Consider the following 13,242-nt stretch of genomic DNA (forward strand, 5'->3'; position numbering starts at 1 on the left):
AAATAGTTAAACGTCCCGCAAAAGTACAAGATTGACCGGATTAAACCGGCCTTGCGTAGCCATCTTCGGCAATGGCATCAGAAAGATGCACGTACGGGCCGTGGCCCTCCTGCTGGGCAGCTTTTAGCATGGCCTGGGCCACGGCACTAGCTGGCACGGCTCGGTAGCTGCGTAGGCGCCCTACCAGCACCGGCCGTAGCAGGCGCAGCAGTAGCGCCCCAAACTGCTCACCCGTGCGCTTTTCGGGGCGGGGGCCCAGCAGCAAGGAGGGCCGGAAGAAATGAATGGCACGGAACGGCAACTGCCGCACGGCTTCCTCCATTTCGCCTTTCACCCGGTTATAGTAGAAGCGCGAACGGGAGTCGGCTCCCATGGCCGAAACAACTAGCAGCTGGGCCGCAAAGTTGGCCGCCGTCAGGGCCGCCAGCTTCGCCACGTACAGGTAGTCGACGCGGTAAAATGCCTCCTTGGAGCCCGCCTGACGCATCGTCGTGCCCAGGCAGCAGAACACGTCGTCGGCAATAAGCTGCAGGCGGTGGTCTTCTAAGTGGTCAAAATCTACTATTCGCTGCTCCAGTTTGGGGTGCATGATCGGGAGTGGCCGCCGGCCAATTGCAATAACCCGGTTGTACCGCCCCGAAGCGAGGAGCAAGGGTAGCAACTGGCTACCCACCAGGCCACTGGCCCCGACTATGAGTGCAGTTTTTTGCATAAGGTGAGGGTCACGGGCCAGCAAAAAATGAGAGCAATAAAAAAGGCGCCTTTTCTGGTACGTGCCGCTGGCTGAAACGCTGCCTTTCCTGAGCGCAGATGCGCGGGTCGCGCCCCGGGTTGCCCGTTACCAAGAACCTCGCATGCGCAAGGGCCTACTGGCAGTGCCGGGAAAAACAATGCCCTAGTTTTCCCGGCACTGCTAGCTAGAGCAGCACCAGGAAAACCAGGGCAAAGGCGAAACAAGGTGACTTACTTGCCCGGCACCAGCCGGGTTTGCTCGGGCTCCAACTCCACCATTCCTTGCTTGTACAAAGAGCCCAGGGCCTTTTTAAAGATTTTCTTGCTCATGCCCAGCCGGCGGTAAATATCATCCGGCTCACTTTTGTCGCCGAGGGGTAGGGTGCCGCCGGCCTGGCGTAAGGCCGCCAGGAGGGTTTCGGCGGCGGCCACGGCTTCGTCGTAGCCGGGGCGCTGCAGGCTGAGGTCGAGCTTGCCATCGGGCCGCACCTGCCGGATGTAGCCCGTGTGCACGTCGCCGAGGCGCAGGGGCTTGAAAACCTCATTGTGGTAGAGCAGGCCCTGGTGGGTGCCATCCACAATTACCTTGTAGCCCATGTCTGTTTCCTCGGCCACGAACAGGTCGGCCGCGTCGCCGGCTTTGCCCGGGAACGGGTCGGAGCTCAGAAACCACTCCCACTTAGCCGAGGCCACAATCCGGTCGGTAGCTTCATCCAAGTACACGAACACGGTGGCCCGCTCGCCGGGGCGCAGGGTGCGGCGCAGGTTGCGGTAGGGCAGGAGCAGGTCTTTCTCCAGGCCCCAATCCAGAAAGGCGCCGGTGGGCGTCACGTCGCGCACGGTGAGAGCGGCAAACTGGCCTACCCGCGCGTAGGGCTCCAGGTTGGTGGCAATCAGCCGGTCCTCCGAGTCGCGGTACACGAACACGCGCACCACGTCGCCTACGTGCGTACCAGCCGGAATGTACTTGCGCGGGAGCAGCAGGTCGCCGTCGTCGGAGGTCAGGTACATGCCAAAGTCTACCTCGCGGGCTACTTCCAGCTCGTTGAAATCACCAAGATTCATATGTCAATGAAGAATGAGAAATAAAGAGTGAGGAATAACGCTGGCCCAAGGCCTAGGGGCAATATCCTGTCCTCTTGTAGGGGAGTTGTCTAAGCGGGTTGCCTCACTCCCGGCCCCTTCCTCCAACAAAGGAAAAGAGGAGTTCAAGGTTAAAAGCAACGTTCTTTCGCTTGGCTTGGTAGGAAAGGCAACAGGTTCTACGCGCGGTAAAGGTCCGAAGAAGCTACTGGCCAACAATTTTTAATTCTTCGTTCCTCGTTCTTCATTCCCAATTCCTCACTACTGATAGCGCACTACCCCGGGCTGCCCGAAGCTAAAGTCGCTGAAGTCGTAGTAGGGCCGGGAGTTTTCAAACACGCGGATACCATTGGGCGCGCTCATGCCCCGGGGGTAAAAGCCGAAGGTAATTTGGAAGGTGCGCAGGGCCGCGTACTCGTTGCGGAAGCGCAGGCCCAGCCCGAAGCCAGTGTAGGGCGCCTCCTGGAAGGGGAGCACCTGGCGGGGCGTGCGGGCGTTCAGCCAGGCCACGTCGGCAAAGGCCACCCCCGCCATCCGGAAGCCCAAAAACGAGACGGGCGTGAACAGGGTAGCCTCGTAGTTGAGCGTCACGCGGCTGGTACCCAGTAGCAGGCCCTGGGGCTGAAAACCGCGCAGGCCGTTTTCACCATCAATGCTGAGCGGCTGCTCCCCGGCCGCCGGTTCAGCCCCAGGCTGCTGCGCTGCCAAAAGAAGTGCCGCCACTGGTAGTTGCCCGTGTGGTAGAGACGCGTGAAATACAGCAGCTCCCCGCTCACCAAGCCCTGTTGCCAGTCGTTGTCGCGCCCGCGCAGGTAGGAGCCAAATTCCCCGTTCAGGTACAGGTAGCCCCGTTGCGGGTGGTAGCCGGCGTAGGCCATCCGCAGGCCGTAGTAGCGGCGGTTGGCCACCTCATTAAACTCGTAGCCGGTAGTTAAGCTCAGCAGCGTGCCCGTCGGGATGTCCTCGGTGCGCCCAAAGCCAAACAAGTACTTATCCTTATAGTAACGCCGTATGCTATAGCCCACGGTGCCCAGCACCAGATTGGCGTTGAAATAATCAACCGTGGGTTTCTGGGCGTAGTTGGTGCGAATAACCCGGCCCGACACAATGACGCGGCCCGGGTTTTCGTACCCCAAATCGTAGCTTTTCAACCGCAGGGCCCTACCCAGCCACGCATCTTGCATGTTGTAGCGCAGCGGATCGAAAACGTATGGGTCCTCGGCCGTGCCGCTTCCCCGCGTAGCTACCAGCCGGTCCACGAAATCGTAGCTCAGCGCCCCGGCGTACTGGGTATTCACGGAGTAAAAGTCGCGGCTGAACCGCACGCCGGCTTCCCGGTTGCGGGTTTCGTTGCGGTAGCGCGCCTGCCCGTACACGAAGTTGCGGAACGGCACCAAGTAACTACCGTCGTAGCGCCAGGTTTGGCCCCCAGGCCCGTTGAAGCTGCGGCCGTACTCATAACGGTTCCGGAACTGGTGGCCCAGACCCAGGAAGTTCACGTCGCGCAAGCCAATGATGCCGGCTTCCACATCGCGCAGCTGAAACGTGCCGCTAAGGCTGAAAACGTCTTTGGTGATGACCAGCACATCTACGCTGTCAGCCGAGCTGGTGCGCTCATTCACAAACACGCGGGCGTCAAGAATCTCGGAGGTCTGGCGCAACAGGCGCTCCGATTCGGCCAAGTCCTGGGGCTCCAACTCGTCGCCTTCCCGGAACAGCAGCACCTGGCGCACCCGCGCCTTGTTGGTTTTGATGTGGAAGGTGTTGCCTGCTTTTTCCAGAATGTTGCGCGGAATGCGGGTAGAGTCGGAAATGCTGTACCCAAAGGCATCCAGCGTGCGCACGTCGATGCGCCGAATGACCTTGTAGTTGTGCCGGTCATACTGCCGGTCGAGCAGGGTAGCATCCAGCCCGGCCTGGTCTTCGCGCCGCTCGGTAAAGTTGAACAGAGCTGAAGCGGCTTTTCCCGCTATGGTCTTGCGCTTGGTGTACGCCTTGAGGCTGTTGAGCATGCGCTCCTGGTCGAAGCGGCGGCGCAGGGAATCGGGGCGGGCGCCCGGCAAACGGGTCGTATCGGGGAGGGGAGGGCCGGCGTTTGGGCCCATGCCGAGGAGGCCAGAGCAAGCCCCAGCACTACTACCCACATCCACACCAGGTACTTCATAATTACGATTAGCCAGTCTTGGCAAGATACAGCGCAAATGCATTTCGCGCGGCGTGTAGTGGGGGGTAAACGGCAAGGAAATAAGGAGCAAACGAGCGGATTACTGGCCGAGTGAAAATCTCTAGTGAAGGAACATTTCCAAAGAAATTAGCCTTATAAGATGATGCGTATTCGCGCGTAATATTCTATTTTTAAGCCAAGAAACCGGCCCGATGAACGACCAGCGTATTCAGGAAAAGCTAAGTATTTTGGCAGATGCCGCGAAGTACGACGTATCGTGCTCCAGCAGCGGCGGCAAGCGCAAAAATGAGGACAAAGGCTTAGGCAACGCCGAAGGCATGGGCATCTGCCACAGCTACACCGAAGACGGCCGTTGCGTGAGCCTGCTCAAGATTCTGCTGACCAACCACTGCATTTTCGACTGCGCCTACTGCGTCTCGCGCCGCAGCAACGACGTGAAGCGCGCCGCCTTCACCGTGGACGAAGTCGTGGACTTGACCATGAACTTCTACCGTCGTAACTACATCGAAGGGCTGTTCTTGAGTTCCGGTATTTTCTCCTCGCCCGACTATACCATGGAGCGGCTGGTGCGCATTATTAAAAAGCTGCGCACGGAGCACAAGTTCAACGGCTACATTCACGTGAAGGCCATTCCCGGCGCTTCCGAAGAGCTGATTCAGGAGGCTGGCCTGTACGCCGACCGTCTGAGCGTGAATATTGAGCTGCCCTCGGAAATGGCCCTGCAGAACCTGGCCCCGGAGAAAAACTACCAGGAGATTCTGACGCCAATGGCCCAGATTCGGGACGGTATTCAGCAGAATAAGGACGAAAAGGCCCTGTTTAAGAAAGTGCCACAGTTTGCCACCGCCGGCCAAAGCACCCAACTCATTGTGGGCGCGTCGGCGGAAAACGACCTGCAGATCATCAGCCTCACCGACTCGCTCTACAAAGGCTACGGGCTGAAGCGCGTGTACTACTCGGGCTACATTCCCGTCACCGACGACGCCCGCCTGCCCCAGGTCACGCAGCCGCCCCTGATCCGGGAGCACCGCCTCTACCAAACCGACTGGCTGATGCGCTTTTACGGCTTCCAGGCCGATGAAATCTTGGACCCCGCGCACCCTTTCCTCGACCTGGAAATTGACCCGAAGCTGGCTTGGGCCCTACGCAACCGCCACGTGTTTCCGGTGGACGTGAATACGGCCGACTACGAAATGATTCTGCGCATTCCGGGGGTAGGGGCCCGCTCGGCCAAGCGCATTGTGGCCGCCCGCCGGTTCGCGCCCGTCACGCTGGACCACCTGCACAAGTTTGGGGTGGTGCTCAAGCGGGCCAAGTTCTTCCTGACCTGTCGGGGGCAGGCTCTGGAAAAACGCGACTACGACGAGCAGACCATTCGCCGCCAGATTCTGTTCGGGGCCGGTTCCGTGCGCTCGGCCCTGGTTACCCAGCAGCTCGACCTTTTCGCGCAAGCGTCTTAAGTAGCGGTTAGGTATTAGCTGCTGACTGTCAAGATGATGAACCTTTCTTCGAACTATTAGCAGCTACTACCTGATAGCTCAACTCCAAGCCTCATGACTATTTCTCACCGCGCCGCCGTCGCGTCGGCCGCCTCCGCTGAAACCGCCAAATCCATGAAAGTTGCCCGTATTGCCTGCTGCTGTAAGCTCTCGGATTTGTTGCCGCTGGTGCAGCAGCTTCACCGCGAGGTAGCCCGCACCAATGCCGCCCGCAGCGGGCGACGTTCAGAGGCGGCGTAAGCAACATGTGAAAGTTGAAGCGGTAACCTTGCGGCGGTGGGCGGGGTAGGAAGCGTATGACTTTCACCCTTGAACACCACCACGTTTCAACCAATGGCATTAGGCTACACGTGGTGCAGTGTGGCCCCGTCAGTGGACCTCTGGTTTTGCTGCTGCACGGGTTTCCGGAGTTCTGGTACGGGTGGCGCCATCAGCTTCAGGCCCTGGCGGCGGCTGGCTACCGCGTGTGGGCCCCCGATCAGCGCGGCTACAACCTCAGCGACAAACCAACCCGCGTGGCCGATTACCGCATCGGGCAACTAGGAGCCGACATGCTGGGCCTTCTGGATGTAGCCGGCCAGGAAAAAGCCGTAGTAATAGGGCACGATTGGGGCGCGGCCGTAACGTGGTGGCTGGCGGCCCACTACCCCGAGCGCCTACACCGGGTAGCCATCCTCAACGTTCCTCATCCGGCCGTACTCGGTCGGGCTCTGCGCCGCACACCCCGCCAAGTGGTGAAAAGCTGGTACATCTTCTTTTTTCAACTGCCCTGGCTACCGGAGCAGCTATTCCGGCGGCGCGGGTTTCGGTTTGGCCGCGGTGCGGTGCGCGGCACGAGTTGGCCGGGTACGTTCACTACCGCGGACCTGCGCATGTACACGGAGGCCTGGGCCCAGCCGGGGGCCGTTACTGGCATGATTAATTGGTACCGCGCCGCATTTCGTAACGCTCGCCAAACGGGCCGGCCGGGCCGCATTGCCATTCCTGTTCGGCTGCTCTGGGGTAAGCAAGACGCCTTCCTGGAACCTGGGCTAGCTCAGTTAAGCCTGGAAATGTGCGAGCAAGGCGAGCTGACGTACTTCGACCGCGCTACCCACTGGCTGCACCAAGAAGAGCCCGCAGCAGTAAATAAGCTGCTATTAGAGTTTCTGCAGCGGCCGTAGAAGCGCAGCCTACCGTCGGCGCCGAGGCATTATAGGCCGTATGGCGCTGTATTCTTAGCCTGACTGCTGAGGCACCTGCAGCAATATCTCTGACTACGACAAGACGCCCGCGCGTACGCTATTACTTCCAATCCCATTCATCTTGCCATGAGCCGTTCGCTTCAGCCCATTCGTCCTCGCAAAGGTGTTCCAGCTACGAAAGCGCCGGCCTCGGTAGCACCGCGCCGCGCCGTGGTGCAGCTGACTAACCCGCCGCTAGATTACGCCTATGATGGCTCGTTTGAGGGGTTGCTGACGGTGCTATTTAACATCTACGACCGGAAGGCGGCGCCCAATAGCATTCAGCCGTTGGGGGCAGTGCAGGGTGGCTTGTTTGCCCAGCCCGTCCAGATTGATACCCACGAGGCCACGGCGGCGCGGGTATGGGAAGGCCTGCTACGCCACATGGACCAGGAAGCGCGCACCCGCTTGTTTCACACGTTTTTAAGTGAACAGCCTGATCGGGAGCTACTCATCTTCCGCTACGCCGACTTGGCCATGCGCGCCGGCCGCGACATTTCCGACAACTACGCCGACGACAACGTGCGCCGCATTGCCGGTATTGCCCAGCAGATGTACCGCGAAAAGCACCGTATGGAAGCCTTCGTGCGCTTCGAAAAAACCTCCGACGGACTGTTTCACGCCACCATCGACCCCGACTTTGATGTGCTGCCGCTGATTGCCCCTCATTTTACCAAGCGCTACGCCGACCAGCGCTGGCTGATTTTTGACCGCCGCCGCCGCTACGGTTTGTATTACGACCTGACCCGCACCGATGTGGTGCAATTTGAAACGACTACCCCGCAGCGGACCACCGACATTTCCGCTACCGTCCTGGACGAGCGGGAGCCCCTGTTCAAGCTTCTGTGGCAGTCGTACTTTGACCACGTGAACATTCCGGAGCGCAAAAACATGAAGCTGCACCGGCGCCATATACCCTTGCGTTACTGGCGCTACCTCAGCGAAAAGCAGCCCCGGGAGCAGCGCTTCGAGCCCATCAAGAACAAGCGGCCAGTGCAGCCCGGTGGGCCAGTCCTAGGCAGTGGGAGTAGTGCGCCGCAGGAGGAAAAAGGCTAATTTGCACCCATTCCAGACCCAAGTTGTCGTTTTTGGGCTCTGAAATTCTTCGCCTTTCCTCCGCCTTACTACCTATTCTATGGGTTCTACTACGCTCGTTTTTGGAGCCTCCGGGCAATTAGGCCAATGCCTGCAACACGTTGCCAAGGAGCGCAACCTAACCAACTTGGTTTTCCTACCCGAGGACCAAGCCAACATCCTGAACGTGGAGGCCCTGCAGGCCGTGTTTGCCCAGTACCAGCCGGCTTATATCATCAACTGCGCTGCCTACACCGCCGTGGACAAGGCCGAGGACGAGGTGGATATTGCCCGCAAAGTAAACCGCGACGGGGCCGAGAACTTGGCCCGGCTGTGCGGCGAGCATGGCACCACGTTCATCCACATTTCCACCGATTTCGTGTTTGCTGGCACTGGCAACACGCCCCTACTGGAAACCGACGAGGCTACGCCCATTAGTGTGTATGGCCTTACCAAGCTGGAAGGGGAACAGGTAATTCCGGCCCACACCAGCCAATACTTCATCCTGCGTACCAGCTGGTTGTACTCAGAATACGCCGGTAACTTCGTAAAAACGATGCTTCGGTTTGGTCGGGAGCGGGAAGAAATGAATGTTATCTGGGACCAAGCCGGCACGCCTACTTACGCCATTGACTTGGCCGGCTGCATCCTCACCATTATCGAAAGCCAGAGCCAGCAGTACGGCATCTACCACTACAGCAACGAGGGCCTGACCTCCTGGTACGATTTCGCCGTGGCCATTTTCGAGCTGAGCAATACGCCGGTGCGCACCCTTCCCATCCGTACCGCCGAATACCCTACCAAGGCCACCCGCCCTGCCTATTCCGTCATGGACAAGACCAAGGCCAAAACCCAGCTTGGCGTGGCCATTCCGCACTGGCGCGAGAGTTTGAAGGTGTGTCTGAGCCGTCTAGAGGCATAGATTTATCCTAATATACTGAGCCGAAAAAGGCCCCGCGACACGTATTGCGCGTCGCAGGGCCTTTTTGCTGTAGTAGACAACCGACAGAATTGTCTGGATGATGGTGAGCAGGAAGAGAACAGGAGGGCCGGCTACGAATTGAAAGAGCAAACGGCCCGCAAACTAGCGCGAAACTGGTGCTGTGCCCCGCTCATAAAACCGATTCAGTACGTACGCCAGCGCCACAAACCCCAGCCCAACGCCGCACACGCCCGGCCACGCAACATGGGACCAGGCTATACCGCCGATTAAGGAACCGGCGGAGGCCCCAATAAAGCAGGCCGTCATATACACGGTGTTAAGGCGGCTGCGGGCTTCGGGGCGGAGCGTGAAGATGCGGGCTTGGTTGGAAATGTGGGTCATCTGCTGGCCCACATCCAGAATCACGACCCCGATGATAAGCCCAAGTAAGTAATAACCCCCAAAGCCCAGCAGCAGGTAGGCACCCAGAAACAACAGTATGCCGAGGTTGAGGGCGTAGTCGGCGCCTTTGCTATCGGCTGATTTACCGGCGAAGGAAGCGGCAAAGGCCCCACTGGCGCCAATAAGGCCAAACAGACCAGCTACGTCGGCGTGGTAGTGGTAGGCGTCGCTTTCCAGGAAGAACACGAGGGTAGTCCAGAATGCACTGAAGCCGGCAAACATGCAGGCCCCACCAGCGCCGAGCGCCGCAGCACCGGCAGCTCCCGCGTGAGCGTGCCCAATGACCGGAGCAGACTGCCGTAGCTACCCGCAAACTGGGGCTGGTTGCGTGGCAGCATGCGGGCCAGAATACCCGTGAGTACCACCATTACCCCGGCACCAACCCAAAACATGGTGCGCCAGCCAAAGTGCAGCCCCACGTAGCCACTGATGGTGCGTGAGAGCAGAATGCCAATCAGCAGCCCACTCATCACCTTGCCCACCACGCGGCCGCGCTCTTCGTCGCTGGCCAGGGAGGCCGCCATGGGAATCAGCAGCTGTGGCACGGCCGAGAAAATGCCGATCAGCAAGCTGGCAGTGGCCAGCAAAGCAAAGGTAGGCGCAGAGGCAGCCCCGGCCATGCACCCGGCGGCGCACAGTAGCAGGGTCAGAATCAGGCTTTTTCGCTCCCGCTTGTCGCCCAGGGGCACTACCAGCAGTAGGCCTAGGGTGTAGCCCACTTGGGTAATGGTAGCCACCAGGCTCACCCGGCTTTCGGCCACCCCAAACGTGCGCCCGATTTCGGCCAGCAGCGGTTGGTTGTAGTAGATGTTAGCCACTACCAGCCCGCAGGTAATGGCCATCAGCCAAACCAGGGCCGGGGCCAGAGGGTGGGAAGGGGTAGGACGAGCGTCCTCTATCACGGGCTGAGCTTCAGCCGCTACTGCTTCTCTCATACGGGTAACGCGCGGCGGCTTAACTAAGGCCGCTAGGGTGGCCTCAGCTAACAGCTTTCCGGAGCGGAAGGTTGTATTACTTTTAAGAGGGACTGGCAGCTACCCCCAAACAGCGAAGCTAACTTAGCCTGCCGCGTACTGCTTTTTGTATAGGTCCGGCGCAAAGCCTTCGGTTGGCAGGACAGCTTCTAAAACAGAGAAGCATTGTTGGAACCCGCACGGAGACAGTTGCCGATTATAGCCATTCAAGCTCAATCTCCAGCGCAAAGCAGCAGACTTCATCATGCGGAAATAAGTCTTATAGCAAGGCTGTGATTAGGGGCAAAAGTTCTTTGCGGTGCTCGAAGCTAGGTGCCGTAGGTGGCAGGCAAAAGGCTTGAGCACGTGCAGCGGGGCGTGCTGTTTGTGTAATAATAACACAAACAGCAACAAGCTCTGGCCTACTGGTCAGAGCTTGTTGCTGTTTTTAAGGAGGAGTTAAAGACAGGCTTTATCTAGCAATGCTAAAGAAGCCTTGTTAGGCTAAGGCTAGTTGCTGACTTTCACAGGGAGGCCTTCGAGCTGCACGTAGCTGAGCTTCCAGGCGTTTTTCTTGTTTTTCTTCCAGAGCAGAATGAAGTTGCCTTCGCCTTCGCCGCTGGGCTGGCCAGGAGCTTCGGGTAGCACCTCCGTGGAGAAAGTGCCGGCCTCGTAAGCCGTATTAGCGTCGGTGCCGGCGCTAGTACCGTAGAGTTTCAGGTCGGCAATCGTGCCCATGGTAGCGCGCACCCACTTATCCGATACTTCTGATTTGCCATTAAAGCGGGTAGCGCCTTGGGCGTACTGCACGTCGTCGGCTAGCAGCGTATCGAGAGCGGCCGTGTTTTTGGCGTTCCAGGCGCCGATAAATTGCTGGTTGAGGCTTTTCACATCAACAGCAGTAGCGGCGTCATCAGGCTTAGGCGCCGAGCAGGAGGAGGCCAGCAGTGCGGCACTCCCAAGCAGAAAACCAACAAGAGGTTTCATGGGAACAGAGGTTAGGTGAGGCAGAACGGGGAGAAAAGAAGGAAACAAAACGCCCAGGCCCGGGGCCTGGGCGTTGAAGCTACAGGAAAAAGCGGGACTACCAGCTCTTACGACGTACTTCCGAGGTCGGATAAGCGGCGTCGCGGGCACCGTAGTTGTTGTTAGGCAGGTAGGCCGAGCTCATAGCCAGCGAGGTAGGAGCACCAGCGGCCGGAGCGCCGAAGCTGTTCATCATGGCCGGAGCGGCAGCTGGGGCAGCGGCGGCAGCAGCCAGCGCGGCGTTGTTATTGGCGCGAGCTTTAGCTTCGCCGCGGGCAATGCCAGCGCGGTAAGCGGCAGCGCGGCGCTGCTCAGCACGGTTGGCGGCGGCTACGCGGGCTGCCTCGGCGCGGCGTTTGTTGTCGGCGGTCCGACCGATGCTGTAGCCCAGACCGGCACCAGCGGCACCACCCACGGCACCACCCACTACGCGGTTCCGCTTGTTAATAAGCGCACCGGCTGCGGCACCACCCAGACCACCAATAATGGCACCTTTGGCGCTGGAGCTAACCTTGCGGTCCTGGGCAAAGCTGGAGGCGATGGTAGTGAAGAACATCACGAGGGCGAGAAGCAAACTTACCTTTTTCATGGCGAGAGAAGTTTAAGGTTCAGTGGGCTGGTTAAGCAGTAGCCCTGAACTCAGTTTTACAAGCACCATGCCAATACGAACCGAATCAACCCCAGGTTTAGCCCAACAGTAGGCGAAGACGGCGCTTTTTTCTACCCTGAGTTATTTGCTGAAAATGTGCTTTATTTCTTCGTTATCAAGGTTTTTGCGTACAGCCAGGTATGAAACAAACGTTATTATTCCGGGTTGATAAAAAAATTTCACTACCTGGGCTGGGCATACTGCTACTACCTGAAAAGCAGGTGCCCAAACTCCAGAAACTCGCCTTGCACACGTCTCTGCGGCTTCTGCTGCACTACCCCGCCGGCCATCGGGAGTCCGCCGTGGCGATGGTAGAGGAAATAGCCCGTGCCGAGGAGTCCGCCATGCGCGCCCTGCTACTTACCCAAGAAGGTGCCGCGCCCGTGCCAGTGGGCACCGAAGTATGGTGGGGCGGGGAGGAGGTAGGCTGGGAAGAGCTGCTTTAGCGCAGCCAGCCGCCGGCATCCAGCCAATTCTGGAGGCGGTCGGTCCAGTTGTCTTTGGTGGTTTTGTTGAGCATGCCAAAGCCGTGGCCGCCTTGGGGTAGAGGTGCATTTCAGCGGGTACTTGGTGCTGCAGGCAGGCCTCGTAGAAAGCTAGGCTGTTCTGCACTTTCACCGTCTGGTCATCGGCAGCGTGTACCAGGAAGGTAGGCGGCGTTTGGGCGGTTACCTGCAATTCGTTGGAATATAGCCTGATTTGGTCTGTAGCAGGCTTCTCGCCGATAAGGTTAGTGCGGGAGCCAGCGTGCATGAGCTCGTCGGAGAAGCTGATAACCGGGTACAGCAGCATCAGAAAATCGGGCCGCACGGAGGTTTTATCCTTAGTATCGCCGACGGGGGTAGCGAAGTGCGTGCCGGCCGTAGAAGCCAGGTGTCCGCCCGCCGAAAAGCCCATCAGCCCAACCCGGCTGGGGTTTACGCCGAACTCGGCGGCGCGCTGCCGCACCAGCCGGATAGCCTGCTGGGCATCAAGCAGGGGTACCACAGATTTATCGGTCTGGCTCTGGGCATTCGGTAGGCGGTATTTTAGCACAAATGCCGTGATGCCCATTTCGTTGAGCCGCCGGGCCACATCGTAGCCCTCGTGGTCCATGGCCAAACGCGCGTATCCTCCACCCGGACAAATAATAACGGCCGTGCCGTTGGCTTTGGCAGACTTATATACCGTCAGCGTCGGCTGTACCACCTGAGAAATCCGGATTCTGCCGTTGGCTTGCTTATCCACTACTTCCTGGATGCTACTGGCCTTGAAATTGGGAACAGCGCCGGAGTAAAGCGGAATGACCGGCTGGTTTTGGGCCTGAGCGAACGTCACAATAAGAAGGCAGACTAGTAAGAAGAGAAGTTTGCGCATAGTGGGAAGGTAGGGGAGAAGCCACTAGGATGGAGCAGGTAAGAACAGGAACATCATGCAGAGCGCCGCTCTGCATGA

At 59.0% G+C, this 13,242-nt stretch carries 14 protein-coding genes; 5 read left to right on the forward strand and 9 right to left on the reverse strand.

Annotated elements, in window-relative coordinates; all coding sequences use genetic code 11:
* Window positions 1-40: 40 nt before the first annotated feature.
* The 4 genes from MUN84_RS15670 to MUN84_RS15685 all read right to left on the reverse strand — a co-directional run bounded on the left by MUN84_RS15670 (window position 41) and on the right by MUN84_RS15685 (window position 3,920).
* A complete protein-coding gene (locus tag MUN84_RS15670) occupies window positions 41-712 on the reverse strand; it encodes an NAD-dependent epimerase/dehydratase family protein (RefSeq protein WP_244694952.1) in 672 nt (223 codons plus the stop codon).
* 251 nt (window positions 713-963) lie between these two features.
* On the reverse strand, window positions 964-1,797 hold the full coding sequence (locus MUN84_RS15675) for a S1 RNA-binding domain-containing protein (protein ID WP_244694954.1): 834 nt from the start codon (window positions 1,795-1,797) through the stop codon (window positions 964-966).
* A gap of 279 nt (window positions 1,798-2,076) precedes the next feature.
* On the reverse strand, window positions 2,077-2,406 hold the full coding sequence (locus MUN84_RS15680; RefSeq protein WP_244694956.1) for a hypothetical protein: 330 nt from the start codon (window positions 2,404-2,406) through the stop codon (window positions 2,077-2,079).
* Entirely contained in the window at window positions 2,403-3,920 is a 1,518-nt protein-coding gene (locus tag MUN84_RS15685) for a hypothetical protein (protein WP_244694957.1), read from the reverse strand. Before MUN84_RS15685 ends, MUN84_RS15680 begins: the two co-directional genes overlap by 4 nt.
* A 271-nt stretch (window positions 3,921-4,191) precedes the next feature.
* Between MUN84_RS15685 and MUN84_RS15690 the strand changes: the two genes are divergently transcribed.
* The 5 genes from MUN84_RS15690 (at window position 4,192) to rfbD (ending at window position 8,718) form a co-directional block, all read left to right on the forward strand.
* Complete coding sequence (locus tag MUN84_RS15690; RefSeq protein WP_244694959.1) at window positions 4,192-5,460, forward strand: putative DNA modification/repair radical SAM protein; 1,269 nt, start codon at window positions 4,192-4,194, stop codon at window positions 5,458-5,460.
* A gap of 93 nt (window positions 5,461-5,553) precedes the next feature.
* Window positions 5,554-5,739: a hypothetical protein gene (locus MUN84_RS15695; protein WP_244694960.1), complete on the forward strand. Its 186-nt coding sequence runs from the start codon at window positions 5,554-5,556 to the stop codon at window positions 5,737-5,739.
* A gap of 56 nt (window positions 5,740-5,795) precedes the next feature.
* Window positions 5,796-6,662, forward strand: a complete 867-nt coding sequence (locus MUN84_RS15700) for an alpha/beta fold hydrolase (protein ID WP_244694962.1) — start codon at window positions 5,796-5,798, stop codon at window positions 6,660-6,662.
* 147 nt (window positions 6,663-6,809) lie between these two features.
* Window positions 6,810-7,778, forward strand: coding sequence for a TIGR03915 family putative DNA repair protein (locus tag MUN84_RS15705; protein WP_244694963.1), 969 nt, complete (start codon window positions 6,810-6,812; stop codon window positions 7,776-7,778).
* A 79-nt stretch (window positions 7,779-7,857) separates the two neighbouring features.
* Window positions 7,858-8,718, forward strand: a complete 861-nt coding sequence (gene rfbD / locus MUN84_RS15710; protein ID WP_244694965.1) for a dTDP-4-dehydrorhamnose reductase — start codon at window positions 7,858-7,860, stop codon at window positions 8,716-8,718.
* Window positions 8,719-8,880: 162 nt separating this feature from the next.
* On the opposite strand, the gene MUN84_RS15715 is transcribed toward rfbD, so the two are convergent.
* From MUN84_RS15715 to MUN84_RS15735, 5 genes are all read right to left on the reverse strand, one after another.
* Window positions 8,881-9,366 carry a hypothetical protein gene (locus MUN84_RS15715; protein ID WP_244694967.1) on the reverse strand — a complete coding sequence of 162 codons (486 nt, stop codon included), beginning with the start codon at window positions 9,364-9,366 and terminating at the stop codon, window positions 8,881-8,883.
* A complete protein-coding gene (locus MUN84_RS15720; RefSeq protein ID WP_244694968.1) occupies window positions 9,321-10,115 on the reverse strand; it encodes an MFS transporter in 795 nt (264 codons plus the stop codon). Before MUN84_RS15720 ends, MUN84_RS15715 begins: the two co-directional genes overlap by 46 nt.
* A gap of 528 nt (window positions 10,116-10,643) precedes the next feature.
* Entirely contained in the window at window positions 10,644-11,120 is a 477-nt protein-coding gene (locus tag MUN84_RS15725) for a DUF4440 domain-containing protein (RefSeq protein ID WP_244694970.1), read from the reverse strand.
* Between the two features lie 97 nt (window positions 11,121-11,217).
* On the reverse strand, window positions 11,218-11,748 hold the full coding sequence (locus tag MUN84_RS15730) for a glycine zipper 2TM domain-containing protein (protein WP_244694971.1): 531 nt from the start codon (window positions 11,746-11,748) through the stop codon (window positions 11,218-11,220).
* Window positions 11,749-12,168: 420 nt separating this feature from the next.
* The gene (locus MUN84_RS15735) at window positions 12,169-13,164 is read right to left on the reverse strand and encodes an alpha/beta hydrolase (protein ID WP_244694973.1); all 996 of its coding nucleotides are present in this window, start codon (window positions 13,162-13,164) and stop codon (window positions 12,169-12,171) included.
* Window positions 13,165-13,242: the final 78 nt, after the last annotated feature.

The sequence above is a fragment of the Hymenobacter sp. 5516J-16 genome (assembly GCF_022919335.1).
Classification (GTDB): Bacteria; Bacteroidota; Bacteroidia; order Cytophagales; family Hymenobacteraceae; genus Hymenobacter; species Hymenobacter sublimis.

Excerpts from the sequence above, each read along its gene's own strand:
- MUN84_RS15730 (WP_244694971.1), bottom strand. The coding sequence starts at position 11,748 with ATGAAAAAGGTAAGTTTGCTTCTCGCCCTCGTGATGTTCTTCACTACC.
- MUN84_RS15705 (WP_244694963.1), top strand. The coding sequence starts at position 6,810 with ATGAGCCGTTCGCTTCAGCCCATTCGTCCTCGCAAAGGTGTTCCAGCT.
- MUN84_RS15685 (WP_244694957.1), bottom strand. The coding sequence starts at position 3,920 with ATGGGCCCAAACGCCGGCCCTCCCCTCCCCGATACGACCCGTTTGCCG.
- rfbD (WP_244694965.1), top strand. The coding sequence starts at position 7,858 with ATGGGTTCTACTACGCTCGTTTTTGGAGCCTCCGGGCAATTAGGCCAA.
- MUN84_RS15675 (WP_244694954.1), bottom strand. The coding sequence starts at position 1,797 with ATGAATCTTGGTGATTTCAACGAGCTGGAAGTAGCCCGCGAGGTAGAC.
- MUN84_RS15700 (WP_244694962.1), top strand. The coding sequence starts at position 5,796 with ATGACTTTCACCCTTGAACACCACCACGTTTCAACCAATGGCATTAGG.
- MUN84_RS15720 (WP_244694968.1), bottom strand. The coding sequence starts at position 10,115 with ATGAGAGAAGCAGTAGCGGCTGAAGCTCAGCCCGTGATAGAGGACGCT.
- MUN84_RS15725 (WP_244694970.1), bottom strand. The coding sequence starts at position 11,120 with ATGAAACCTCTTGTTGGTTTTCTGCTTGGGAGTGCCGCACTGCTGGCC.
- MUN84_RS15735 (WP_244694973.1), bottom strand. The coding sequence starts at position 13,164 with ATGCGCAAACTTCTCTTCTTACTAGTCTGCCTTCTTATTGTGACGTTC.
- MUN84_RS15695 (WP_244694960.1), top strand. The coding sequence starts at position 5,554 with ATGACTATTTCTCACCGCGCCGCCGTCGCGTCGGCCGCCTCCGCTGAA.
- MUN84_RS15670 (WP_244694952.1), bottom strand. The coding sequence starts at position 712 with ATGCAAAAAACTGCACTCATAGTCGGGGCCAGTGGCCTGGTGGGTAGC.
- MUN84_RS15690 (WP_244694959.1), top strand. The coding sequence starts at position 4,192 with ATGAACGACCAGCGTATTCAGGAAAAGCTAAGTATTTTGGCAGATGCC.